This is a genomic window from Stieleria maiorica (assembly GCF_008035925.1).
GTDB lineage: Bacteria > Planctomycetota > Planctomycetia > Pirellulales > Pirellulaceae > Stieleria > Stieleria maiorica.
In genome coordinates this window covers 6,063,035-6,086,209 of record NZ_CP036264.1, presented here as the reverse complement: position 1 = coordinate 6,086,209, position 23,175 = coordinate 6,063,035, and the positions used below count along the sequence as shown (strand labels likewise).

General features: G+C 58.7%; 17 protein-coding genes. 5 read left to right on the top strand and 12 right to left on the bottom strand.

The genetic code is table 11. The annotated features are described in order from the left end of the window. The first annotated feature begins 11 nt into the window (after positions 1 to 11). Positions 12 to 1,292 (top strand): sulfatase-like hydrolase/transferase, encoded by a 1,281-nt coding sequence (locus tag Mal15_RS20750; RefSeq protein ID WP_147869513.1) that lies wholly within the window; start codon positions 12 to 14, stop codon positions 1,290 to 1,292. 189 nt (positions 1,293 to 1,481) lie between these two features. On the opposite strand, the gene Mal15_RS20745 is transcribed toward Mal15_RS20750, so the two are convergent. From Mal15_RS20745 to Mal15_RS20705, 9 genes are all read right to left on the bottom strand, one after another. Beyond that, entirely contained in the window at positions 1,482 to 2,945 is a 1,464-nt protein-coding gene (locus tag Mal15_RS20745) for a sulfatase family protein (protein ID WP_147869512.1), read from the bottom strand. Positions 2,946 to 3,130: 185 nt separating this feature from the next. Continuing rightward, complete coding sequence (locus Mal15_RS20740; protein WP_147869511.1) at positions 3,131 to 3,790, bottom strand: hypothetical protein; 660 nt, start codon at positions 3,788 to 3,790, stop codon at positions 3,131 to 3,133. Positions 3,791 to 3,956: 166 nt separating this feature from the next. After that, positions 3,957 to 5,297 carry a hypothetical protein gene (locus tag Mal15_RS34440; protein WP_199773700.1) on the bottom strand — a complete coding sequence of 447 codons (1,341 nt, stop codon included), beginning with the start codon at positions 5,295 to 5,297 and terminating at the stop codon, positions 3,957 to 3,959. Positions 5,298 to 5,658: 361 nt separating this feature from the next. After that, positions 5,659 to 6,054 (bottom strand): hypothetical protein, encoded by a 396-nt coding sequence (locus Mal15_RS20730; RefSeq protein ID WP_147869510.1) that lies wholly within the window; start codon positions 6,052 to 6,054, stop codon positions 5,659 to 5,661. 52 nt (positions 6,055 to 6,106) lie between these two features. Next, on the bottom strand, positions 6,107 to 8,038 hold the full coding sequence (locus tag Mal15_RS20725; RefSeq protein WP_147869509.1) for a sulfatase: 1,932 nt from the start codon (positions 8,036 to 8,038) through the stop codon (positions 6,107 to 6,109). Between the two features lie 9 nt (positions 8,039 to 8,047). Next, a complete protein-coding gene (locus Mal15_RS20720; protein WP_147869508.1) occupies positions 8,048 to 11,059 on the bottom strand; it encodes a PVC-type heme-binding CxxCH protein in 3,012 nt (1,003 codons plus the stop codon). 65 nt (positions 11,060 to 11,124) lie between these two features. After that, complete coding sequence (locus Mal15_RS20715; protein WP_147869507.1) at positions 11,125 to 11,844, bottom strand: 3-keto-disaccharide hydrolase; 720 nt, start codon at positions 11,842 to 11,844, stop codon at positions 11,125 to 11,127. 33 nt (positions 11,845 to 11,877) lie between these two features. Continuing rightward, the gene (locus Mal15_RS20710) at positions 11,878 to 12,321 is read right to left on the bottom strand and encodes a hypothetical protein (RefSeq protein ID WP_147869506.1); all 444 of its coding nucleotides are present in this window, start codon (positions 12,319 to 12,321) and stop codon (positions 11,878 to 11,880) included. 39 nt (positions 12,322 to 12,360) lie between these two features. After that, positions 12,361 to 12,795 carry an SRPBCC family protein gene (locus Mal15_RS20705; protein WP_147869505.1) on the bottom strand — a complete coding sequence of 145 codons (435 nt, stop codon included), beginning with the start codon at positions 12,793 to 12,795 and terminating at the stop codon, positions 12,361 to 12,363. Between the two features lie 185 nt (positions 12,796 to 12,980). Between Mal15_RS20705 and Mal15_RS20700 the strand changes: the two genes are divergently transcribed. Next, positions 12,981 to 13,196, top strand: a complete 216-nt coding sequence (locus Mal15_RS20700) for a dodecin (RefSeq protein ID WP_147869504.1) — start codon at positions 12,981 to 12,983, stop codon at positions 13,194 to 13,196. Between the two features lie 302 nt (positions 13,197 to 13,498). On the opposite strand, the gene Mal15_RS20695 is transcribed toward Mal15_RS20700, so the two are convergent. Further along, positions 13,499 to 13,711 carry an acetyltransferase gene (locus Mal15_RS20695; RefSeq protein WP_147869503.1) on the bottom strand — a complete coding sequence of 71 codons (213 nt, stop codon included), beginning with the start codon at positions 13,709 to 13,711 and terminating at the stop codon, positions 13,499 to 13,501. 10 nt (positions 13,712 to 13,721) lie between these two features. Further along, on the bottom strand, positions 13,722 to 14,024 hold the full coding sequence (locus Mal15_RS20690) for a rhodanese-like domain-containing protein (RefSeq protein ID WP_233902925.1): 303 nt from the start codon (positions 14,022 to 14,024) through the stop codon (positions 13,722 to 13,724). A gap of 217 nt (positions 14,025 to 14,241) precedes the next feature. Here Mal15_RS20690 and Mal15_RS20685 point away from each other — a divergent pair, with 217 nt between their 5' ends. Both Mal15_RS20685 and Mal15_RS20680 read left to right on the top strand, forming a co-directional pair. Next, entirely contained in the window at positions 14,242 to 16,113 is a 1,872-nt protein-coding gene (locus tag Mal15_RS20685; protein ID WP_199773699.1) for a transketolase, read from the top strand. 106 nt (positions 16,114 to 16,219) lie between these two features. Continuing rightward, the gene (locus tag Mal15_RS20680; protein WP_147872282.1) at positions 16,220 to 17,164 is read left to right on the top strand and encodes an NAD(P)-dependent alcohol dehydrogenase; all 945 of its coding nucleotides are present in this window, start codon (positions 16,220 to 16,222) and stop codon (positions 17,162 to 17,164) included. A gap of 925 nt (positions 17,165 to 18,089) precedes the next feature. Here the strand turns inward: Mal15_RS20680 and Mal15_RS20675 are convergent. Continuing rightward, a complete protein-coding gene (locus tag Mal15_RS20675; RefSeq protein ID WP_147869501.1) occupies positions 18,090 to 18,788 on the bottom strand; it encodes a transposase in 699 nt (232 codons plus the stop codon). An 897-nt stretch (positions 18,789 to 19,685) separates the two neighbouring features. Between Mal15_RS20675 and Mal15_RS20670 the strand changes: the two genes are divergently transcribed. Continuing rightward, positions 19,686 to 23,144, top strand: coding sequence for a carbohydrate-binding family 9-like protein (locus Mal15_RS20670; protein ID WP_233902923.1), 3,459 nt, complete (start codon positions 19,686 to 19,688; stop codon positions 23,142 to 23,144). Positions 23,145 to 23,175 lie beyond the last annotated feature (31 nt).

Sequence of the window (23,175 nt, the reverse complement as noted above, 5' to 3'; positions counted from 1 at the left end):
TTGGCAATCCAATGAAGGCATCCGCCCCCACCCTCCTCCTTGCCGTTCTGTTTTCCGCCGCCCTGCACGCGCAGACCGAATCCGATCCCCCGAACATCCTGCTGCTGTTTGCCGATGACCTGGGGTACGAAACATTGGGGTGCTACGGCGGACAGGATTTCCAGACGCCGCACTTGGACCGTCTGGCCGCTGGCGGCATGCGGTTCAAACGGGCGTACACGAGCCCCGTCTGCACGCCGTCGCGGATGAGTCTGTACACGGGAACGTATGCATCACAGCATGGTTATTACAACGTCCTGCCGGTGCATGTCGGGACGAAGCAGGCGGTGGATTTCCGCGAGCGGTTTGCGACGTTTCCGCAGTTGTTACGCAAGGCCGGGTATGCGACGTCGGTCACGGGCAAGTGGCAGCTGGCGGCGCTCGAGTTTCATCCCGAACATTGTCGCGACGCCGGTTTCGATTCGTGGTGCGTCTGGCAGATCTGGCGGCGGGGTGCCAAGACGACGCGTTATTGGAATCCGTGTCTGAACCACGACGGCCGGATTCGCGACGACATCGCCGATCGTTTCGGTCCAGACGTGCTGGCCGATTACGTGATCGACCAGATGAAGTCCGCCGTCGATGCCGGACGGCCGTTTTACATTCACCACAACATGCTGCTGCCGCATGTGCCGATCATCGACACGCCCGCCGAACGTGCCAGCGGCCAGCCGGCGAGCCTGGGCCGGATGATTCACTACATGGACGCCCTGTGTGGCCGCATCATCGCCGCAGTGGACCAACTGGGCATCGCCAACCAGACGTACGTCATTTTCATGGGCGATAACGGCACGGATTCGCAAGCGCGCCGCAAAACGAATGCTGGTCCCGTGTCCGGTGGCAAACGCGACCTCAACGACGCCGGAACGCACATCCCACTGATCGTGCGGCGCCCCGGCACCATCGCGTCCGGTACGGTAGCCGACGACCTGATCGACATGGCCGACTGGTTCCCGACCCTTTGCGATCTGGCCGGCATCACGCTGCCAGCGGGCATCGAACTTGACGGTGTCTCGTTCGCATCGCGTCTGCATGGCGGTGAACCATCATCACGCATGTGGATCACCGGCGGCATTCGCAACGAGATGAGTTACTTCGACGGGCAATGGCGGATCCGAACGGGCACCGAACAAGTCATCGACGCACGTCACCTGCCGCACGAAACCGTGCTGGAGATCGTCCCCGCCGAAGCCGAATTGCCGATCAAGCGGCTACGATCGGCCGCCGTGTTGCAGCGGCAGCGCGGAGAGTGAAGCTGCCGGTGCTTGCGGCTTTAAAAGAGGTGTCAGATTGGCGTTGCCTGCGACAGTGGATCACAACGCCCCAACGATTGTTGGTCAGGGGAAATAGGACCTATGGGACCAATCTGACATAGATGTCCTATTTGTCGCATTGGTCCTTTGCTCGTCCAATCGTGCCGCTCGCTGGTGTCGGACGCTGGATTACGGTTTCGCCTGGTAACGCTGTTCGATCGTGTTCCGGAATTCGACGTCACCGAACGGGTCTTCCGTTTGTTTCTGCCACTGATGCAACGAACGCTGAAGTCGCGATTGGACGTCGGAAACGTCGGCGTCTCCGGCCAGATTGTGGAACTCGATCGGATCATTTTCCAGATCGTATAACTCCCACTGGGGCGGGTTTTTGAGCCTTTCCATCGCGATCCGGGCCGGGTGGTTTTCGGGCAGCGTTTGGGCTTGGGCGTAGGCGCTGTCTCCGTCGACCGAGTCGATCGCGGATGCTTCACCGGCTCGCAGGTTATTAATCAGCTTGTACCGTCCGTCGGTGATCGCCCGGCGCGGGAAGAACGGTGTCGCACCGTGGTAGTGGAATTCACCGACCAGCGTTTGCCGCCAATCGGCTGCGTCGTTCTGCGCTGCCAAGACGCTTCGCAGTGAGCGACCATGGCGGGGTGACGGCAGTTCGATGCCAGCTGCATCCAGGATCGTCGGATAGATGTCCACGCTGCTCACCAGCCGATCGGAAACATGCGGCTGGGAAATGCCGGGCCAGCGGACCAGGAACGGGACTCGCAGCCCGGATTCGTAACAACTGGTTTTTCCACGCGTGAACGGCGGACCGTGATCGCCCAGAAACACCACCAGCGTGTTATCCCAGTTGCCGGTTTGCTGCAGCACGTCGTCCAACATCCCGATCGCCGCATCGATGCGGTGGACGCAGTTGTAATAGCCGGCGATCTTGGTGCGCTGCTCCGGCGTGTCGATCTGTTGCCAGGGCCAAGGAACGACGTCCTCAGGGCCGAGCACGTTTTTCGGCAACCCCTTGACCGTGTCGGGAAAGAATTGCGGTCCACGCCGACCGCCCGGCATTCGCTGTCTGGCCACATGGGGATCGAACAGATTGAACATCAGAAACCACGGCGCGTCGTCGTCTTGCCGCAGGAACTTGCGTGCAAAATCGACTTGCAACCGGACGTCGCGGCTGCCGAATCCTTCGCCGTGTCGCACGTCAAACGCGAATTCCTTTTCCGGCCCGACGTGAAGCTTGCCGATGATCCCCGTCCGATAGCCGTGGTCTTTCAAGACGTTGGGCAACAGCGAGTCGACCAGATGCTCGTGGACGCGAAACCCGACATTGGCGTTCAGCAATCCGTACTGCCCGTTGCCGTGGGGGTACAAGCCGGTGAACATCGACGAACGCGAGGGGCTGCACGACGCTTGGCTGACGTAAGCGGTGCGAAAGCGGACCGATCGGTTCGCCAATCGGTCGATGTTCGGCGTGTCGGCATAGGAATCCCCGTAGCACGACAGTTGCAGCCCCAGGTCGTCCGCCGTGATCAACAGAACGTTCGGCCGCTCATCAGCCCGTGCAATGACGGCCCGTGAAACGATCGCCACCAAGACGACCGCCAGCGTGCCCCATCGGCGGCACATCAATAAACCACGCATCTCCTATTCCTCGCTGTCCCTCGTGAACGAATCGCAATCTCGAACGAGAAATCATAATCCAGATCGGCGGACCATGGACCAGATCCTGGGAGTCATGTTGCGTTCGACGGAACCATTTGTAGCAAAGGTGGCAAAACAATGGGGGCAAAACGATTTCAAGATGCGATCATTCTTCGGGCGAGGCGTCATGCGCGGCGGCGATAGAGCAGCGTGGCGGCGAGGGCCGATCCGGTCAACCAACCGAACACGGACGGCTCGGGAACGGCGACGATCGAGGTGGCTTCGAAGGTGACGTTGTCGAGCAGGAATTGTTCCCCGGTGGTGAGATCGCCCGGGGTCTGGAAGAACTGAAAGACGACGTCGGGATTGTTGTCGTCCGTGTTCCCCTGGAACACGTAATTCACCGTCAAATACTGGTCCGGCGGCGTGGTTTGAGAGCGTTGTGTGAAGCTCGCGCCCCCATCGGCCGACCAGCCGAACGTGGATTGCTTTCCGGTCCCGATTCGCCACGACGGATCCCCGCGCCACGCCCAGCTGACCCGTAGATCTTCCAGCCCGGTCATGTCGACTGCGAAGCGAATGTCATAGTTGGCTCGGTTGTCGGGCTCGGCTTCCAATGCAAATGCCGATCCGGCCGCTACACCGCTCAGAGCATTCACCGTGGTGCCCGTTCCAAAGGTTTGGACGAGGCCGGGATTCAGCTGAAACGCCACCGACATGCTTCCCGCACCTTGATCCACCAATAGATCGCCGTCATTAAAATCCCACGACGCCACCACCGCCGCGGGCGTTTCACGGATCGCCAATAACGACAGCAGACAAAGTGCAAACAAACAGCGGTTCATGATGATTTCCACAAGGTGCTTCGACTGGGGGCAGGAGTGCCGCCAGAATAGCAGGGCTGCGCAGCGCCGACAACAATTTGCCTCCATTGTCAATCACTTTGCCTTGGACGCACATGCCGCTCGCCACCGCTGCGATCGAAACCGAGGGCATGGCAGTGGCGGCGAATCAGTGCCGGATCTTGCCGGGCGACATCGCCTGTGCGGGGGATGCTTCACGGGCCGTCGCACCGGCAACCCTTTGATGCGTCTTGGTGACCGCCTGGTTGATCGGGTCCAGAGCCAGCAACTCCGCGTCAGTCTTTGCCTGATAGACCGCACGGGCAAACTCCCGCCAAACGCGACCGCCGCGGACCGGCAATTGAAAGTCAGCGTACGTGGCCCCGGAGCGACGGAGCGGACGCGTCATCGGTTGATAACACAGGCCGTCACCGCTGTAGGTTCGAAAGACGCCATCACGCTTGGTCCCGTTGGCCCGCGTCGATTTGAAGAGAAAGTGTTGATCGACCGTGGCGATCAAATCCAACTCCCACAATTGCGGACTGCGATAGTCCCAGACCCCTTGGATCGGCTGCAGTTCGGGGATCGTTTCTTGACCATCTTGAAGTTCGCCGTCGGCGTAGCAGGCGAAGTAGTCAAAGTGCGTCCGCATTGCCGGTTTCATCGATCGGTGATCGTTCAAAAACGACTTGCCGGTTCGCGTTTCAAAGTCCAACATTGATTGCCGAAACGCTCGCATCCGCGACGGATCGGTGACCAACTCTTGATGCGGGCGTTGCAGCAACTCGGGCGTGTCGGTCGAGGAAGATCGAGTCGCTAGTGTTTGTCGCGGAGTCTTCAGCGTCGACTTTGCAAACCGGGCGTCGACCGATTTGCGAGGACTCGTCGCAGGCCGTGCTGGTGTATCCAACGCGGGGCGCGGTGTGGATGTGACGTCGGCTGCCGTCACCAACGTTTTTTCGGATCGCGATTTCGCGGCTTCGTGCTGGCTGATCAACCACCAACCGCCCCCGACCAACGTCGCGGCGATCAGCATCTTGTAGTAGTGCCCGGCGATGTAGCCGCCGACCAGCCCCGTGACCACCCCGCTGAACAATCGACCGTCTCCTTCCAAAAGCCCCATTCCCCAAAGCCCGGCCGCGATGAACCCCAAGGTTGCGAACGCTGGGTTCCAGTCGCTCGGCCCCGCCGGTCGGGTCGATCGGGACGCTCGCGAGGCGTTGCTCGTGCCGCCGGTCGACCTCGTCGACTGCCGACCGGCCGCGCCGCAACGCTCGTTGCGATCCGTTCGGCTGAGCGTTCGTTGTTGGGCCGCTTGCTGTGCTGCGGCCTGCTCGGCTGCGGCTTGCTCCGCTGCCGCGGCGGCATCGGCGGCGGCTTGCTCCTGACGCTGCCGGTTCAGCTCGTCTTCCTGCATCCGCCGCATCTCTTCGGCTTGCGATCCCGCAGGGTCGTTGTAACCGTCGACGCTACTGAATCCGCCACCGGGGTGTTGATCGTAGTCGCTCATTGCAATCCTTTGCCCGCAGCCGCGAAATCCTCCCGGGACGTGCGGGAGACGCTTGGTTCTGGTCGTTTTGTCGCGAACCTAGCAAAACCCTCGACGCCGCATCCAGAGGAGAGTGCTTGGTCGAGGCTCTGGGATTCCGCCGCAGCTTGGTTTCCGGGTAGTGGACGAGGCGACGAGTCCATTCGGATTGCGTCCTACGTTTACTCGACTCTTAACGCGAGATGGACGGCTAAGCTTTGTCCCTAAACCCGGCAAGAGTCGTATGTGGTAGCGGAATTCGCCAAGAATTCCGGCTTTTCCCGTGTGAACTGCTGCGCGTCGAAAGCCTTGGCGGCTTCCGCTACAGGCTTAGGGACAAAGCCTAGCGTTTGGCTGATGCAGGCGTGGCCCCGGTAGCCGAGGCAATCGCTTGATCCAGCCGCTGCTTGAGCGTTTCTTGGACCGCGTGATGCTCCGGTCGGTCGGCGAGATTTACACGTTCGACCCCGTCGCTTCCGTAGGCGTACAACTCGCGAAACGCCGCGTCTTCGTCGGTCGCGTTTACCGGTCGCCATTCGGTGTAGCGGTGCGTCTTGGTCCGAATCGTATAGCCCATGTAACCGGCCTTGGGATATTGGCTGATCGCGATCTCCTGGCCCGCGGCGACTGGGTCGCGGACATTGGCGGCAAAGCTCTCCCCCCTGTGCACCGGCGTGGATCGGCAATCCTGCCAGTTCGCTGAGCGTCGGATGCAGATCGACCAGTTCGACCAGGGCATCGCAACGCCGATCGGATGATCGGACAGATCGTTGCTAACGTTCGCATGGTGATCACTTCACGCGCGTGATCTCGGAGAACTCCGCTTTGGTGTTCTTGGCGTAAATGCCGACGTAGTCGACGCTTTCCAAGTTGCTGGGCAATTGATGTTCGATCCGCGTGTCGTTGACCTTCAAGATCAACTTGCCATGGTCCAAATCGATCGTCACCGTGGCGTCGAATGTGTCCGTGGAAGCAAAGTTACCCTGTTTGCTCGCGCCGATGCCGACATTTGCCCAGCTGCCGTCAAACGCCCCGTGGCGGCCCATCCCGATCAACGTGCCGGCTTTATGCAAGCGATCGTTCACCGGTTCCGCCCCGAAACAGAAGCAGGCGTTTTGGGTCACGCTGTCGGTCGCCGAGCGGTATTGGATTCGAAAGGTCGCGGATTCCTGAACCGGAGCGTCCAGCTTTTGAAGCGCAAACCCTTCGCTTTGACCGCTGTCCAACAGGTAGCCGAGCTCGCCGCGGGAAACCGTCGCGCCCTTGACCACGTCAAAGTCTCCGGTTTTATCGGTGCCTTCGGACAATTTGGGGCCTTTCTTGCGCTTGCCGCCATCGGGCTGGTTGATCCACCATTCTTTGGGCCCTTCATACTCGACGCCTTCCCAGACTTCCATGAACTTCGCTTTCATCTCCGCCAACTTCTCGGGCATCTGATCGGCCAGATCGTGCTCTTCTTTCCAGTCCTTGGCGATTTTGTACAGCTGGAACCGCTCCAATTTTTGGTCGGCAACGATCTTCCAATCGCCGATCCGCATCGCCGCATGACTGGCCGGAGGGGCGATGTGGGTGCGCCAGAATAGCGGCACGGGGCGCTCGAGTTCTTTGCCCTCGCAAGCCGGCAACAGGTTCACGCCATCGATCGTGCGGTCACTCGGCACCGGCGCGCCGGCGATCTCCAACACCGTCGTGAAGATGTCCGAGCCGATGACGGGAACGTCGCTGACCGTGCCCGGCCGGATCTTTCCAGGCCAACGGACGATCCCCGGCACACGAATGCCGCCTTCGTGGCTGTCGCGTTTGCGACCACGCAAGCCTCCCGTGGAACCCCACGTGCGATTCTGTTGGGATTGCGGATTCTTCAGGTTGCCTTTGCCAGATCCTTCCGGCCCGTTGTCGCTGGTGAAAATCACGAACGTGTTGTCGCGCAATCCGAGTTCATCGACCGTCTTCATCAAGTTGCCGAACGCATGGTCCAGTTGCGTGACGTTGCCGTGGTGCTGCCGAACGCCGGGATTGTCGATCTCGCGGTACAGTTGCTGAAACTTCGGATCGCTTTCGATCGGCAGGTGCGGTTCGTGAGTCCAAACGGTGATGAAAAACGGTCGGTTCGGATCGCGCTGCTGCTTCAACCACGACGACGCTTCTTCGGCAACCAGTGGAGCCGAGAAGCCTTCGAGCGGGCCGACCGCCTTTCGGTTGCGAACGAAGTTGATCGGATCCTTATGCGACGGCGAGGCGTTGTTCTGCGTCGCGAACCACCAGTCGTATCCGTGATCGTCCGGCTGCGGTTGTTCGTCGCTATTAAAATAGCCGTTCAAATGCCACTTGCCGCTGTGCATGGTTTGATAACCGAGCGGGCGCAGGGTCTCCGGGATCGTGATTTCGCTCTCCCGCAAATGGGCCTCGTTGCCCACCGGCAGCCAACGCCAGACGCCGTTTCGATAGGGAGTGCGGCCGGTCAAAATCGATGAACGACTCGGCGAGCAAACTCCGCATGCGGCATAAGCCTGTGTGAAACGCACTCCTTCGGACGCGAATCGGTCCAGGTTTGGCGTCTGGATTATCGGGTGTCCGTAGCATCCCAGGTCGCCCCAACCGAGATCGTCCGCCAGAAAAACGATGAAGTTGGGCTGGTCTGCAGCGTTACAGGACACCACAAACCAAGCTTGCGACAACAACAGCAGCGGCGCGAGCAAGGCGGCATGGAGAACGGGTTTCATTGTGGATTCCTATTTCCTGTCGGGAGGGGCGGTGTTGGATTGCAGAAACGCGAAGAGGTCGCGGACTTGTGTCTCCGTAAGCGGTTGCAGGATTCCGTCGGGCATCAAGCTTTGCGTCAATGGGCGGATCCGCTCGACGTCTTCGCGGGAGACACGCTGCACGTCATCAATCGTTTGGATCGTCACGGTATGCTCGTCTTGCCGGGTGATACACCCGCTGATCACGCGGCCATCGGACAACAAGACCGCGGACTGTCGCAACGCGGCCGGGACGATGCGACTGGGATCGATGATGTTTTCCAGCAAGTAGCTCAAATTATCACGATTGGATCCGGTTAGATCCGGTCCGACGGATTTTCCTTCGCCGAACATCTTGTGGCAAGTGCCGCAGACCTTTGCGAACACCCGTCGACCGGCCGCCAGATCCGCTTCGGCCAAATGCGTTGGCGTCAATCGAGCACGGTAAGATTCGATCAACTCAAGCTTTTCCTTGGGGCTGGTCTGGACCGCCCCCCAAAGCTCTGCCAACTTCTCCGTCAACGCCTGGTCGCCGTGTCCTGCGATGTTGCCGGCGACCGCTGCGGAGATATCCCGACGATCGATCGTGCCCGCCTCGACGGCGGCAAGCAGCAGCGCCGCGTAACTGGCACGCGACGCCAATGTGCTAATGATCGCGGGGCGGTGTTCGTGTTTCGCGTTGTGATAGTAGCTCAGCAACTGTTTCCCGATCTGCGGCTCCTCGTAGCGAGCCAAGCCCTTGATCGCCAACGCTCCGACGACCCGATCGGACTTTAGTTTCAGCAGCGTCGGCGACAATCCTTTTGGCCGGCTTTCCAACACCACCGACAACGCATCCCGCCGCGCCGACGGGCCGACAGCGGTGTCTTTGGCGATCGCCAGCAATTCGTCCACGGCTCGGCCGTCACCGAACACGACCGACAACTCGCGAGTTAGTTCCGTAACCGTGGCGTCGTTCATCGTTGCCCAGACCCTTGTCGCTACCTGCCAATTCGCCGGCGGCGCGACCCGATTCCGGCCTTTCAATGCCGCGGCCAACCCGGAAAGATAGTCCGACGCGTGCTCCACGTCGGACGTCGAAGCCTGATCGATCAACGCTTCGACGATCAACGACTGGTGGTCGATCGACGAACCCAAGCGACGCGCGACGTACTCCCGGAGCAACGGGATTTTTGTCGCCAACGCCAATCGGAGTGCTCGTTCCGGATCGCTCGTGATCGCCGGTTCGATTCCGTACCAAATCATCAGCGGTTGGACGCGATCGTTGGCATCTGCCGCAAATTGACTGAGTTGATGGGCGATCGGCCAACGATCCGCAAGATCGAGCTGTTGCAGGGCCGACGCCAACGCGAGTCGAACCAAGCCCGAGCCTTCATGCTCGCTCTGTTCGGCCAATCGCGCAGCCGTTTCCGCCCCCGGGTGACCTCGATCGACCAGCAAACGAACCGCCCAACTGCGAACGTGTTCGGATGGATCGTTCAATTGACCGACCAACCAATCGGCACCTGCCGCGTCGATGCTGTACAAGGCCCACATCGCGCGCAACCGTCGCGTGACGTCGGGGTGATCCGCAACGATCGCACGCAACGCGTCCGCCGCTTGCGACAGATCTTCACCTGCCACGTGGCGCTCCTGCAGTCGGCGCCGGGCATGACGGACGAACCAGTCATTGCGGTGCAGCTGACAGTGCACCAATTCCGTGTCGGACGACTGACTTAGATCGGGACGTTGCGGCTGCGATTCCCCGTAGGTGATCTTATAAATTCGCCCGCTCGTCCGATGCACACCGTCACGGTCATGGCATTCCCCCAGATCCGACCAGTCGGTCAAAAAAACGCCTCCGTCGGGGCCGTACTTTAATTCGACACCGCGAAACCACGGGTTGTTGGCAATGAGGAAATCGGCTTCGTGCTCGCCGGCGTAGCTGTTGCCGCGGCGTACCAAGCGGTCGACGTTGACCCGTCGTCCGTGCGTGTTGCACATCAGCATCCGCCCGCGATACTCCGCCGGCCAATTGTCGCCCAGATAGATCATGCCTCCGCAATGCGAATGGCCGCCGCCGTGGTCGTCATGACGCCCGTCGTACTGTTTGCGATTCTTGTTGTCCGAATCGCCGACTCCGCCGGCAGTGTCCCAGTGAAAGTGGTCCGCGGTGGGTTCGATCAATCCGTACAGATGCGGATTGAAGTCCGCACCGTGCATGCGTTCGTAATGGGCACCGGGAATCACGTGCCACAGATGATTGATCACATTGTTGGTAAAGAACCATTGGCCGTGATCATCGTAATCCAGCCCCCAAGGATTCGTCGTCCCATGGGTGACGACCTGAAAGACATGCCGTTGGGGATGAAACCGCCAAATCGAACAGTTCAGCGGCGTGCGTTTGCCCAGCGGCGTCTCGGGGGTGCCGACGTGGGAGGTGTCCGTGATTCCGTGTCGACCGTACAGCCATCCGTCGGGTCCCCACCGCAAACCGTTGACCATATTGTGCCGCGCCAACACGCTGAACCCTTCCAGCATGACTTGCGGCGGACCGTCGGGCCGATCATCGTGATCGCGGTCGGGCAAGAACAGCAAGTTCGGCGCGCTGGTGATCCAAACACCGCCAAATCCGAGCGTCAATCCGGTCAACCGCTGGCCCTGGTCCCAAAAGATCTTCCGCCGATCGAATCGTCCGTCACCATCGGTGTCATCAAAGATCAAAATGCGGTCCCGCTTGTTCAGGTCATACTCGCTGCCTTCATAGGTGTAACATTCTGCAACCCACAATCGGCCACGATCATCGATCTCCATCGCGATCGGTTGATGAACATCGGGTTCACCGGCAAACAACGTGACGCCAAAACCGGTAGGGACCTCGATCCGATCGGCTGCCTCGGATGCCGATGGTGGGTGTTCGCCTGCGGCTTGCGTGTTGATCGCGTGCGGCGTGTCGAGCTGCTGGGCGAGTGCGTTTGCACACAGACACGACACGCAAAGAAGCAACGTCGAGACACGGATCATGGAAGGTTCTTCGGCGGGGCGGACAGGAGGGAGGTCGCTCGGCGATTCTTTCAGACGTCACCGCGTCAATCACGAACGACAATTTCTTTGAACTGGACCGTCATGGGTTTGCCGGATCTCAATTGCAAACCGAGCATTCCCTTCAAATCAAGGTGGGCTTCTTCTTCGTCGATCAACTGTGACGCCGTCTGACCGTTGATCCGCAGCGTGATCCGGGTACCTTTGGCGATGATGTGGTAATCGTTCCATTCGGGCCAGGGATTCATTTTAACCTGGGGGCCGATGTCAGTGGCGGTTCGATTGCCGGCCTTGTCGATGACAGATTTTTTTCCATTGGCGCTCAGCAGTTCCGGGCCTTCGCGATCGTGCATTTCGTCACAGACCCCGCCCAGGTACGGACCACTGTTGTAGATGTCGGCTTGGTATCCGACGGCCAAGCCATCGGGTCGAAAGACGCTGCGGAACTGCACGCCGGAGTTGCAGCCGTTGCCTTGAACGCGGAATCTCAATTTCAGCTCAAAATCCGACAGTTCACCGCCCTGCCAGACCAGAAACTTGTTCTTGGTGCAGGGGTTCTCCGCGGTCGATTCACCCGTCAGGGCTCCGTCGCGAACGGACCAGTAACTCATGTCGACGCACGACCAACCTGCCAGCGATTTGCCGTCAAAAACCGGGCGAAATCCGTCGTCATCGGCCGGCCCAAAATAGCCGTCACCGGAAGGTGACTGGGCGGCAAGTACCATCGCAACCGGAACAAGCAAGGCGAATAAAACACAGGATCTCATCTCGATCGGCCTTTTGGGGAATTCAACGCAAGATTAATTCGTGGCTGTCGCGGGCGGTTGATGCACTTCGCCGTTCCGTACGCCGCCCAGCTTAACACCCAGCAGCGCCGCGGGGATGTACAAAATGGTGTCCACGACCGCAAACCACATCGGGGCCGGAAGCATCATCAACATGCTGATGCCCCCGCACATCCACAGAATGCCCATCGCCCCAGCTGCGATGTACCAATTTCGTTTCGCAATCAATCCGCACACCAGACCGCTGACAAAGCTGCCACCGGCATGGGCGGCCAACACGATCAATAACGCGCCGGTCGGCATCCCGCTGTCTTCGACATAAGTGCGAAATGCTTCGAAGTCGTTCGAGTCGATCCCGTCGGGCAACGGATACACGACATGGGACACGCTGACCAGGGCCATGTTGAACATGCTGCCGGCGACCAGACCTGCGACGATGGCGACGACGTTGCGAATCATCTTTCACCACTTGTTAAGTGTTGCAGCACGTTGGAGGCCTCAGCCGTCCAGGTATTGCTTCAAGCTGGTTTGCAGCAGATACGTCCACCCGTCTTCACAACTCTCGCGCGTGAATTCGGGGATGTCATTGGGGAACGACTCGATGCCTTCGTTGGTCACCCGCAGTTTCGAACCCTCGGCCTCCTCAAAAACTTCGAAGGTCACCTTGCCCTGGCCCGTAAAACCTTCGTATCGCCAATCATAAACAATCTTCTGTTTCGGGATGACTTCGGTGATCTTCCACAGATGCCGAAAAACTCGACTGCCGGTGTCGATGTCGAACTGGGTCTCGAACCCAGGCTCGGCTCGGAATTCAAGAATGTTCTCAAAGAACCACTGAACCATGTGTTCCCGTTCCGTGATGGCCTTCCAGACCAATTCGGTGGAAGCGTCAAACGATTGCTCGACGACAACCGGGGCTGAAGAATCATTCATACTTTGGACTCCATGCTGGACAACGAACGCGGCACCCAATGATACACACCCTGGGCTGCATTTGCGCGCACACCATAAAACGCGGCGTCGCTCCCCCCAAAATCGTCCGCTACAATGGCATGGCGATTGCGGCCGATTCCACGAGCAGTAACGAATCCGATTCTTCCACCTTGGGAGTCCTGATCATGTCCGATCACGTCTACAAGAAGATTGAAATTGTTGGTTCATCGACGAAGTCGATCGAAGATGCCGTCGAGAACGCGATCGCACGCGCCGCCAAAAGTGTGCATGGCATGCGCTGGTTCGAAGTTGCTGAAACTCGCGGCAACATCAGCGACGGAAAGATCGAACATTGGCAAGTGACGGTCAAGATCGGATTTACACTTGATGAATCCCGGTGATTGCAGACGCGACCGATCGCGTCTTGTCCGATGACGTCGGCTGCCACGGGGGCGTCGACTGTTGAAGTGCCGAGTTTGTTTGTTGCGGAAGTCGCCAAGACTCTCGAGTTCCGGGGCAGAAGCGACTCTGCTGGCGCGGGCCCTCTCTGGCGTTTGCTTGCTGCGCAAACGCCGTCTCTGCCAGAGGGAGAGACCTTAAGATGCGGGCCAAAGTTGCACTCAACCAATCGACGTTCCGAGTGACATCGCACCAGCCTATTTGCGAGACCACCGGAGTGCGGCTGTTGCGTGCCAACGGCAATTCACCGATGAAGCTGGTAGTTCGCATCCGTCCAGCATTTCGGTAGTGATTCACCGGATGGGAATGCGAGGTCCGATTTGGCGAACCGAGCTTCATCTTGCTCCTCTTCGCCGGCCTGGATTCGGCCCGTGACCTCTGCTTCCAAGGGGCTTTCCAGCTTGTCGGCCTGCGTTACCCGAATCAGGTGACCGGTTTTCTTTTCTTTCACAAACATCGCATTTCCCTCAAACCGCGAGTGGTTCACCGGACGCTTTCCAGGCCGCCGCGCCGCCTTCGTAATCTGCAACGTTGAACCCCGCGTCATCGAGTTCTTTTGCGGCCTTCGTGGAAGAGTCGCAGTCATCGCTGGCACAGTACACCACGACGAGCTTTTGTTTGGATCCCGCCGTGTTGAGAACCTTGTCGGTGAATCCCCCTTGGGACAATGGGATATTGATTGAGTCGGGGATTCGGGTCTGTGCGAAATGCTTTGCATCAAGCGTGTTGACAAGCAAAAAGTCTTTATTTTCAGCTTTCAGCGTTTTCAATCGTTCTGTAGTCACTGTTTTCATTGTCTCGGCCCTCTCGAAGTCTCCAAGAAAGTTGTCGGTTAATCGTTCACAAAGACTGTGTTTGGGTGTGCAACTCGCATTCCACGTGAAGCATGATGTCGCTCGGCTTTTTGCGACTCCGGGCGCGTGATTTGCAGCACGGTCTGGCATCTTTACCACACGACGAATCGCAGCTGATCACGGGGAGTTTTTGATGCCAACGGCAATGCAATGCGACACTTCACACCTGGAGCAAATTTCTCGACAAGTCCGTCGGTGGATCGTCCGCTGCACGTTCGAAGCGGGGTCGGGGCATCCGACTTCGTCGTTATCGGCAGTTGAGTTGATGGTGGATTTGCTTTTCGGCGGGCATTTCAGGTTCAACCTTGACCAGCCCGATCATCCTGCCAACGATCGATTAATCTTTTCCAAGGGGCACGCGTCACCTCTTTATTATGCGTTGTGGGCAGCTGCAGGAAAAATTGAACCCGACGACTTATTGAGCTATCGCGAGTTCGGCAGTCGGCTGGAAGGACACCCGACTGCGCGGTTTTCGCTCACCGAGGCCGCTACGGGATCACTCGGCCAAGGCTTGTCGATCGGGCTCGGCATGGCGATGGTTGCGCGCTACCTGGACAAATCCCCCAGCCGCACCTTTGTACTCCTGGGCGACAGCGAGATGGCCGAGGGGGCGCAGTGGGAAGCGATCCAGATCGCCTCGCATTACAAGCTGGACAACCTGGTGGGCATCCTGGATGTCAATCGATTGGGCCAGCGCGGTGCGACGATGTATGGACACGACCTGGATTCCTACCGCAAGCGGATCGAGGCATTCGGCTGGCGATGCGTCTTGATCGACGACGGCCACGACAACGACCAAATCTTGCACGCTTTTGACGAGTTGAATGCCGACCATGGGGGATCCGATCGGCCGACGATGTTCATCGCACACACGATCAAGGGTAAAGGGATTCCGTCCTTGGAGAACGAAGGCGGTCATCACGGCAAGCCCGTCGATGAAGACGACGTCGATGAGATCCTGGCGGGTTTCGGAGCGGCGAATGAGCAGATCCGCGGGACGATCCCGCCGCCGATCTTGTATCAGCCGGATCCGCCCGCATCCCGGCAAGCCGAACGCATCGATTACGAAATCGGCGACACCGTTGCCACACGAGACGCCTATGGGAATGCGTTGTTGCGATTGGCGGCGAAGTTTCCGCAGATGGTCGCATTGGACGGCGAGGTCTGTAATTCGACGCGTACCAAACGCTTCCGTGACGAGTTGCCCGCACGTTTTTTCGAAATGTTTGTTGCCGAACAGAACATGGTCGGGGTGGCCACGGGAATGGCGTTGCGCGGCAAGATGCCCTTCGTTTCTACGTTCGCCGCCTTCCTGACGCGTGCGTTTGATCAAATCCGAATGTGCCCCTATTCGGATGCCGCCGTCAAATTCGTCGGTTCACACTGCGGCGTGTCGATCGGCCGAGACGGTCCCTCACAAATGGGGCTGGAAGACATAGCCATGTTTCGAACGATTCAAAACGGCGTCGTGCTGTACCCTTGCGACGCCGTTTCGACAGAAGCCCTCGTCAATGCCATGGCTGAATACGAAGGGATCGCTTACCTGCGAACGACACGTGGCAAAACCCCTGTGATCTATGACAACGATGAATCCTTCGGCATCGGTGGTAGCAAGGTGCTGCGGAGCAGCGACGATGATCACGTCACGTTGATCGCAGCGGGAATCACGCTGCACGAGTGTTTGGCAGCTCACGCCACCCTGGCTGATCGCGGAGTCCGCGCGCGTGTGATCGACTTGTACAGCATCAAGCCCCTGGACCATGCCACGATCCGGCGGGCCGCCGACGAGACGCCGCTTCTTTTCACCGTCGAAGACCATTTCCCCGAAGGCGGCATTGGTGAAGCGGTTTTGACGAGTCTTTCCGACCATGCAACGCCGGTCAATTGCTTGGCCGTTCGCAAGCGACCGATCAGCGGGTCGCCCGACGACCTGCTCGAATTCGAAGGAATCTCGGCGGCAAGCATTGTCGACGCCGTCGAGCGTTGTCGCTGCACGACGCAATAACGACCGTGACGCCACACGGAATGAACAAACACCACTCTCAACCAGGACCCCAGTCATGACACAACAAACCGAACCGAGAACGATTGACATGGCGCCGGCGTCTGTCATGCAAGCCATGGTGTACGATGACTATGGCGCCACCGAGGTCTTGCACCAGACTCCGCGGCCGATCCCTCGTCGCCTTCCCGGACAGGTCTTGATCGAAGTTTGGGCCAGCAGTGTCAATCCGATCGACTATCGTTTGCGGAGCGGTGAAATGAGAGGGTTTCTACCCGGCGGATTCCCTCGCATTCCCGGGTACGACGTCGCCGGCACCATCGCCGAATGCTCACCTGACGCGCCATTTGTGGTCGGGGATCGGGTCATGGCGTTTTTGGATTCGGTTCGAGGCGGCGCTTGCGCCGAATACGCCGTGTGTGCGGTTGATTGTGTTGCAAAACTGCCCGACGAAATGCCGATCGATGAAGCCGCCGCGATTCCACTGGCTGGAACAACGGCGCTCCAATCACTTCGCGACCATGGCAAACTAAGCCGTGGTGATCGCGTGTTGATCAACGGAGCGAGTGGGGGCGTCGGCATGTTCGCCGTTCAGATCGCAAAGGCGTTGGAATGTCACGTCGATGCGGTCGCCAGCGAAGACAACCGCGAATTCTGCTTGTCGCTGGGAGCGGAACGCTTCTTCGACTACGCAACCGTTGACTTCACACAGTCCCAAGAAAGCTGGGATGTGGTCTTTGACGCCGCTGGAAAGTCGAGTTACTTGCAAGCACGCGATGTGTTGGCCGCCGACGGACGCTACGTCTCGACCGAGCCAGATGTCAAAGGGATGTTGACGACCGTGTTGACTTGGCCGCTTTCGAAATCGGGAACGGTGATGTTGGCCAAACCGAAGGCTGACGACTTGCGAGAATTGATCGGACTCTACCAGGCCGGCAAACTCCAGGTCACAATTGACAGCCGTTTCCCAATGACCCAGGTCGCCCAAGCTCATCAACGCGCGGAATCGGGAGTGGACCGAGGCAAGGTCGTCTTGCTTCACCGCAGCGAGTGATCGGTTCGAAACTTGTCGAGTGTAGAACCATTGTCCCAATTGTTCCCCCACGCCGCCCCCGGCGGCGCGTGAACACCCTCTGTCAGCTGCGCTGCCAGCAGGAACAGCTGAGACAGCGGTTCTACACTGGCAGAGTGTAGAACCATTGTCCCCAATTGTTCCCCCACGCCGCCTCCCGCGGCGCGTGAATACCCTCTGTCAGCTGCGCTGCCAGCGAGAACAGCTGAGACAGCGGTTCTACACTGGCAGACTGTAGAACCATTGTCCCAATTGTTCCCCCACGCCGCCCCGGCGGCGCGTGAACACCCTCTGTCAGCTGCGCTGCCAGCGAGAACAGCTGAAACAGCGGTTCTACACTGGCAGAGTGTAGAACCATTGTCCCAATTGTTCCCCCGGCCGCCTCCGGCGGCGCGTGAACACCCTCTGTCAGCTGCGCTGCCAGCGAGAACAGCTGAAACAGCGGTTCTACACTGGCAGAGTGTAGAACCATTGTCCCAATTGTTCCCCCGGCCGCCTCCGGCGGCGCGTGAACACCCTCTGTCAGCTGCGCTGCCAGCGAGAACAGCTGAAACAGCGGTTCTACACTGGCAGAGTGTAGAACCATTGTCCCAATTGTTCCCCCGGCCGCCTCCGGCGGCGCGTGAATACCCTCTGTCAGCTACGCTGCCAGCGAGAACAGCTGAGACACCGGTTCTACACTGGCAGAGTGTAGAACCATTGTCCCCAATTGTTCCCCCACGCCGCCTCCGGCGGCGCGTGAATACCCTCTGTCAGCTGCGCTGCCACGAGAGAACAGCTGAGACAGCGGTTCTACACTGGCAGAGTGTAGAACCATTGTCCCAATTGTTCCCCCACGCCGCCCCCGGCGGCGCGTGAACCTCCTCTGTCAGCTGCGCTGCCAGCAGGAACAGCTGAGACAGCGGTTCTACACTGCGCGCTCGAAGTACAGAAACTCGCCTTTGCTCAAGTTCGCTTTCTTCGGATTGTCGAAAACGTATTGCCGCAAATACTCGAATTGTTCGGGGCTGCGGATGATGTGGTCGAACGGTTCCGGTTGCCAAAAAGCACTGCTGCGTTGGCACGAAACATTGATTTGTCGTGCCGTGTACCGCAGCCAGCTTTGACTAACAACGTCCAAGCTCTCTCCTTCGCGAAACTGCACGATGGCATGCACATGATTCGGCATCACGACAAATCGATCCAGGTCGTATTTGACGTTGTCGTAGAACAGGAGTGAATTGGCAACGAGCTCCGCCAATTCACAGCGTTTCAATAAGCACTCACCGTGACACTCGTCGAGCGAATGATGGAAGAGGCGGTCGGAAAGCTTCTTCAACTCGCGGCGTTGGGTTGTATTCAGCGATCCGAGAAGCTCGTCGTGTCGCGCTGATTTTTGAACAACCGTTGACTCTGCCAATTCAATCGGAAGCTGATTTGCATCCAACCACTGTTCCAGCTCTCGTTGCCATCGCAGCACGACTTCCTTGGGCAACGAATCCGCAGTTCGGAACGTGATGAACATCGCGGCACCGACCTGGAACCAATGCGGCAGGTTTCGCTCGGTGATGAAAACTTCCGCAAGCGGATCAAAGCTGCGAAAGATCGGTTTATCGTTCGTGCCCATCGCACGATTGTAGACCCTTTGTCCCGGTGGGTCTCCCCCCGGCGGTGCGTGCCTGTCCTCTGTCAGCTGCGCTGCCAGCGGGAACAGCTGAGACAGCGATTCTACACTGGCAGAGTGTAGAACCATTGTCCCAATTGTTCCCCCGGCCGCCCCGGCGGCGCGTGAATATCCTCTGTCAGCTGCGCTGCCAGCAGGAACAGCTGAGACAGCGGTTCTACACTGGCAGAGTGTAGAACCATTGTCCCAATTGTTCCCCCACGCCGCCTCCGGCGGCGCGTGAATATCCTCTGTCAGCTGCGCTGCCAGCGGGAACAGCTGAGACAGCGATTCTACACTGGCAGAGTGTAGAACCATTGTCCCAATTGTTCCCCCGGCCGCCCCGGCGGCGCGTGAATACCCTCTGTCAGCTGCGCGGGTTAACAAAAGCCATGGAAAGTTCGGATTTGGCTATGGAGAACGCTCGACGAACGTCCAGGATTTTACCCGGGTATATCCTGAAGGGCGGCCCCAATCGCTGCTGGAACCATCGCCCCGTGCCGTGGGGGATCGATCCGTCGATCAACCGTCGGCGCAATGATTCGCATTGAAGAACGCCGACGCGCAACGGGGATTCGTCCAGCCCGGCAGCGGATCGGCTACAACTAAAAGGCCTAGCGTCCCCAAAACCATGGCAATCCCATTCGATTCCGCAACCTTTCGATCATGCGGGACTTGCCGGAGGCCCAATCGATCATGTGTAGATTCTTCGTTTTTCTGAGCATTGGTGTTCTCGCAGCGGTCACTCCATGTCGGGCTGCCGAGCGACCCGGCATCGTCGCGACCACGGCGACCGAGACCGCAAGTTCAAGGGTTCACCCTTGGACAGACTCGCGCGTCAAGGGCAGCCCTGACCCACCGTTGCCTTACACGACGAATCCGGTTTTCACTCGCGTTGAATTGGATCGCCCGACGGACATCACCTGGTTACCGACCGCACAAAAGTGGGTGGCGAACCATGCCGGCAACAAGATCGTTACGTTCACCAACGACATCCAGACCGCAGTCGCGCAGCCGCTGTTGAATCTGAGCGAGTTATCTGACGAGCCGGTGCAGACCGGATACGCAACGAAGTTCCATTTCGATCTCGAGAATCAGCCCTGGTGCTTCTTGACGTTCACCACCAAGCGACAGCTACCCGACGGGCATTGTTTGGCACGGGTGAAGGTCTTGGACCCGAGTGTCCCGACCTTCGACTTGGAGAGCCTGACGGAACTGGCGCGATGGAAAAGCCATGGTCATGTGGGGTCGAGCATGCAATTCGGCCCCGACGGAATGCTCTACGTCTCCGTCGGCGATGGCCAACCGCCTTACCCGCCAGATGGTGATGGAACGGGTCAGGACCTCAGCGACCTGCGAGCATCGATCCTGCGGATTGACGTCGACGATCCGACGGCCGACAAGCCCTACCGAGTCCCCACCGACAATCCGTTTGTTCATCAGGAAGGTGCCCGCGGAGAAATCTGGGCCTACGGGTTTCGCAACCCTTGGAAGATGGCCTTTGCGCCAAATTCCGAGGAGCTGCTTGTCGCAGACGTGGGCTGGGAAATGCGTGAAATGATTCATCGCGTTCGTCGCGGTCGCAACCACGGCTGGAGCATCATGGAAGGAAGCCAGCCGGTGAAACCCGACGAACAACCCGAGGTCCCCATCACACCACCGCTGTTCGAGCACACGCACCTGGATTCACGTTCCATCACCGGTGGCTATTTCTGGCAAAGCGATCGCATTCCGGAATTGAAGGGAGCCTACATCTACGGTGACTGGATGACAGGAAAAGTCTGGGGGCTTCGGTTCAAGGACGACAAGGTGACGTGGCAACAGGAACTGGTGGACACACCGCATCGCGTCATCTGTTTCATGCTGGACCCATCAGGAGAAGTGTTCATCGTCGGGTATGACGGAACGATTTTGCAGCTCCAGCCCAACACGGTCTTGCCCTCCGACGAACCGTTTCCAACCAAGCTCAGCGAAACGGGGATTTTCGCCGACACTCCGTTGCAACAACCCGCCCAAGGAGTGGCCCAGTACAAGATCAATGCTCATCGCTGGGCCGACGGAACGCACTCGCGACAATGGATCGCACTTCCGGATTCGAGCCAACTGCAACTTTTCAAACGGTTCAACTGGATGACCGGCGAATCGGCGGGGAGGTTCAATTTCCCTTCGGACACCGTCGCCGTGAAAACGGTCAGCTATTACGCCGACGCCCAGAATCCGCAGTCCGAACAGCATCTGGAAACACAGCTGTTGCATAAGAACGGAGACGAATGGCGAGCGTACAACTACATCTGGAATGATCAGCAAACCGATGCGATCCTACAGGACGACAAAGCGACCGAACGCAAGCTGATCATCAAAGACCTGACCGCAGACGGTGGACAGCGGACGCAACTCTGGCGGCATGCGAGCCGCAGCGAATGTCTGTTGTGTCACATCTGGTCAGCCGGCACGGTGCAAGGATTCTGGCCGCCGCAGTTGGACTTGAATCTCGGAGACGAAAACCAGCTCGATCAACTGGCTTCCCTCGGCCTGTTCTCCGAACCCGTTCCGCGACCCGAACCCGTCGTCTCTCCAAGTGATGCAGCGGCGTCCCTGGAGGATCGAGCGCGATCCTATCTGGCGATGAATTGTTCGACGTGTCATCGCAATTTGGGAGGCGGGACTTCGATTTTTACATTCGACATCACCGTTCCGCTCGAAGACAGCAAGTACCTTGACGCGTTTCCGTCTCAAGGCTCATTCGGCATCGAGGACGCACGAGTGATTGCACCAGGCGATCCGTCCCGTAGCGTGCTCATGTACCGATTGCTCAAGTCTGGACGGGGACACATGCCACAATTCGGGTCCAACGTGATTGATCGAGATGGCATCCGATTGATTCATGACTGGATCGCATCGATGGAAGCTCCATCCAACGAAATCAAATCGCTCCCGCCGGGCGTTAAGTCATTGGATCTGAACAACGTTTCGGAGTCGACGATTCAGTCGATGCTTTCCACCGTCGAAGGTGCGATGATTCTCTCGATGGCCTGCGGCAGCGATTCTCTGGATGATGAACGAAAGGAAAAAATCGTCGGGATGGGAGCAAGACACCCGCACGCTCCGATTCGCGACCTGTTTGAACACTATTTGCCAGAAGATCAACGCACCAAGCGTCTTGGTCCCAGTGTCGATGAAGAAGCACTGTTGGCCATCGAGGGATCGGTCGAATCCGGAATGAAGCTGTTTGAAACAGCCACCGATGTCAACTGTCGCAATTGCCACCGAATCGGTGCGGTCGGACAAAACATCGGCCCCGACCTGAGCGGTATTGGGACACAGCAGACGCCCGCCGAGTTGCTCGGCAGCATCGTCCGGCCGTCTGAAAAAATCGATCCGAAGTATCGCGCGAAACAAATCCTGACGGTGGACGGAGAGGCGGTGTCTGGAATTGTTTTGGAGGAGACAAGGGAGTCGATCCAGATCGCCGATGCGTCGGGCAAGGTACACAAGATAGCGGCCGACGACATCGAACTCCTGCGTTTTGCCTCCAAGTCGGCGATGCCCGATCAGCTGCTTTCCGGCATGACACCTCAAAACGCCGCCGACTTGCTGGCCTACCTTTCGTCACAGCGCAAGATCGGGCCGCTGCAACACAAACAGGCGATGGTCCATCGAACGTCAGCGAAGATGAGGATCGATGGGAAACGCGACGAAACAGATTGGGCCACCGCTCCATCGCTTGGCGATTTCGTGTTCACCTGGTGGAAAGACGGCGATCCGCCGAAACAACAAACCGATGCCAAATTGTTATGGGACGACCAGTTCCTTTACGTCTCGTACGCCTGCGTGGACCAAGACGTCCGCGCGACCCGGCGAGGTCGCGACAGCAAGGTTTATCGCGATGACTGCGTTGAAATCTTCGCATCGCCCGAGTTGGAGCACCCCGAGAATTATTTCAATATCGAAATGAACGCGCTCGGTGAGCAACTCGACCAGTACCGCCCGGGAGGCGAGATGCAGGACAACTGGAATCCTGACGGGATACAGATCGCGGTCACGATCGATGGAACGCTGAATGATTCGAACGATTCGGACAGGGGCTGGACACTCGAAGCCGCCATTCCGTTCAAGCTCTTCAAAAAAGTCCTGCCCAACGGCCGCCCGGTGATCGGCGACCGATGGCGGCTGAACCTAAGCCGGCTTGAAGATGAAATGGCGATTAAGAGCCAATGGTCGCAAGGCGATCGCAATTTCCCGCGTTTCCACCATCCCGAATACTTTGGGTTCGTCGAGTTTGTCGGCAAGGCTGACGCGTCCGAGTTGCCGTCACAATAACAAGCCGATGAACGAGAAGCTTTGCGTGTCG

Excerpts from the sequence above, each read along its gene's own strand:
- Mal15_RS20745 (WP_147869512.1), bottom strand. The coding sequence starts at position 2,945 with ATGCGTGGTTTATTGATGTGCCGCCGATGGGGCACGCTGGCGGTCGTC.
- Mal15_RS20700 (WP_147869504.1), top strand. The coding sequence starts at position 12,981 with ATGTCCGATCACGTCTACAAGAAGATTGAAATTGTTGGTTCATCGACG.
- Mal15_RS20725 (WP_147869509.1), bottom strand. The coding sequence starts at position 8,038 with ATGAAACCCGTTCTCCATGCCGCCTTGCTCGCGCCGCTGCTGTTGTTG.
- Mal15_RS20750 (WP_147869513.1), top strand. The coding sequence starts at position 12 with ATGAAGGCATCCGCCCCCACCCTCCTCCTTGCCGTTCTGTTTTCCGCC.
- Mal15_RS20720 (WP_147869508.1), bottom strand. The coding sequence starts at position 11,059 with ATGATCCGTGTCTCGACGTTGCTTCTTTGCGTGTCGTGTCTGTGTGCA.
- Mal15_RS20705 (WP_147869505.1), bottom strand. The coding sequence starts at position 12,795 with ATGAATGATTCTTCAGCCCCGGTTGTCGTCGAGCAATCGTTTGACGCT.
- Mal15_RS20710 (WP_147869506.1), bottom strand. The coding sequence starts at position 12,321 with ATGATTCGCAACGTCGTCGCCATCGTCGCAGGTCTGGTCGCCGGCAGC.
- Mal15_RS20695 (WP_147869503.1), bottom strand. The coding sequence starts at position 13,711 with ATGTTTGTGAAAGAAAAGAAAACCGGTCACCTGATTCGGGTAACGCAG.
- Mal15_RS20740 (WP_147869511.1), bottom strand. The coding sequence starts at position 3,790 with ATGAACCGCTGTTTGTTTGCACTTTGTCTGCTGTCGTTATTGGCGATC.
- Mal15_RS20675 (WP_147869501.1), bottom strand. The coding sequence starts at position 18,788 with ATGGGCACGAACGATAAACCGATCTTTCGCAGCTTTGATCCGCTTGCG.
- Mal15_RS34440 (WP_199773700.1), bottom strand. The coding sequence starts at position 5,297 with ATGAGCGACTACGATCAACACCCCGGTGGCGGATTCAGTAGCGTCGAC.
- Mal15_RS20685 (WP_199773699.1), top strand. The coding sequence starts at position 14,242 with ATGCCAACGGCAATGCAATGCGACACTTCACACCTGGAGCAAATTTCT.
- Mal15_RS20680 (WP_147872282.1), top strand. The coding sequence starts at position 16,220 with ATGCAAGCCATGGTGTACGATGACTATGGCGCCACCGAGGTCTTGCAC.
- Mal15_RS20715 (WP_147869507.1), bottom strand. The coding sequence starts at position 11,844 with ATGAGATCCTGTGTTTTATTCGCCTTGCTTGTTCCGGTTGCGATGGTA.
- Mal15_RS20730 (WP_147869510.1), bottom strand. The coding sequence starts at position 6,054 with ATGCCCTGGTCGAACTGGTCGATCTGCATCCGACGCTCAGCGAACTGG.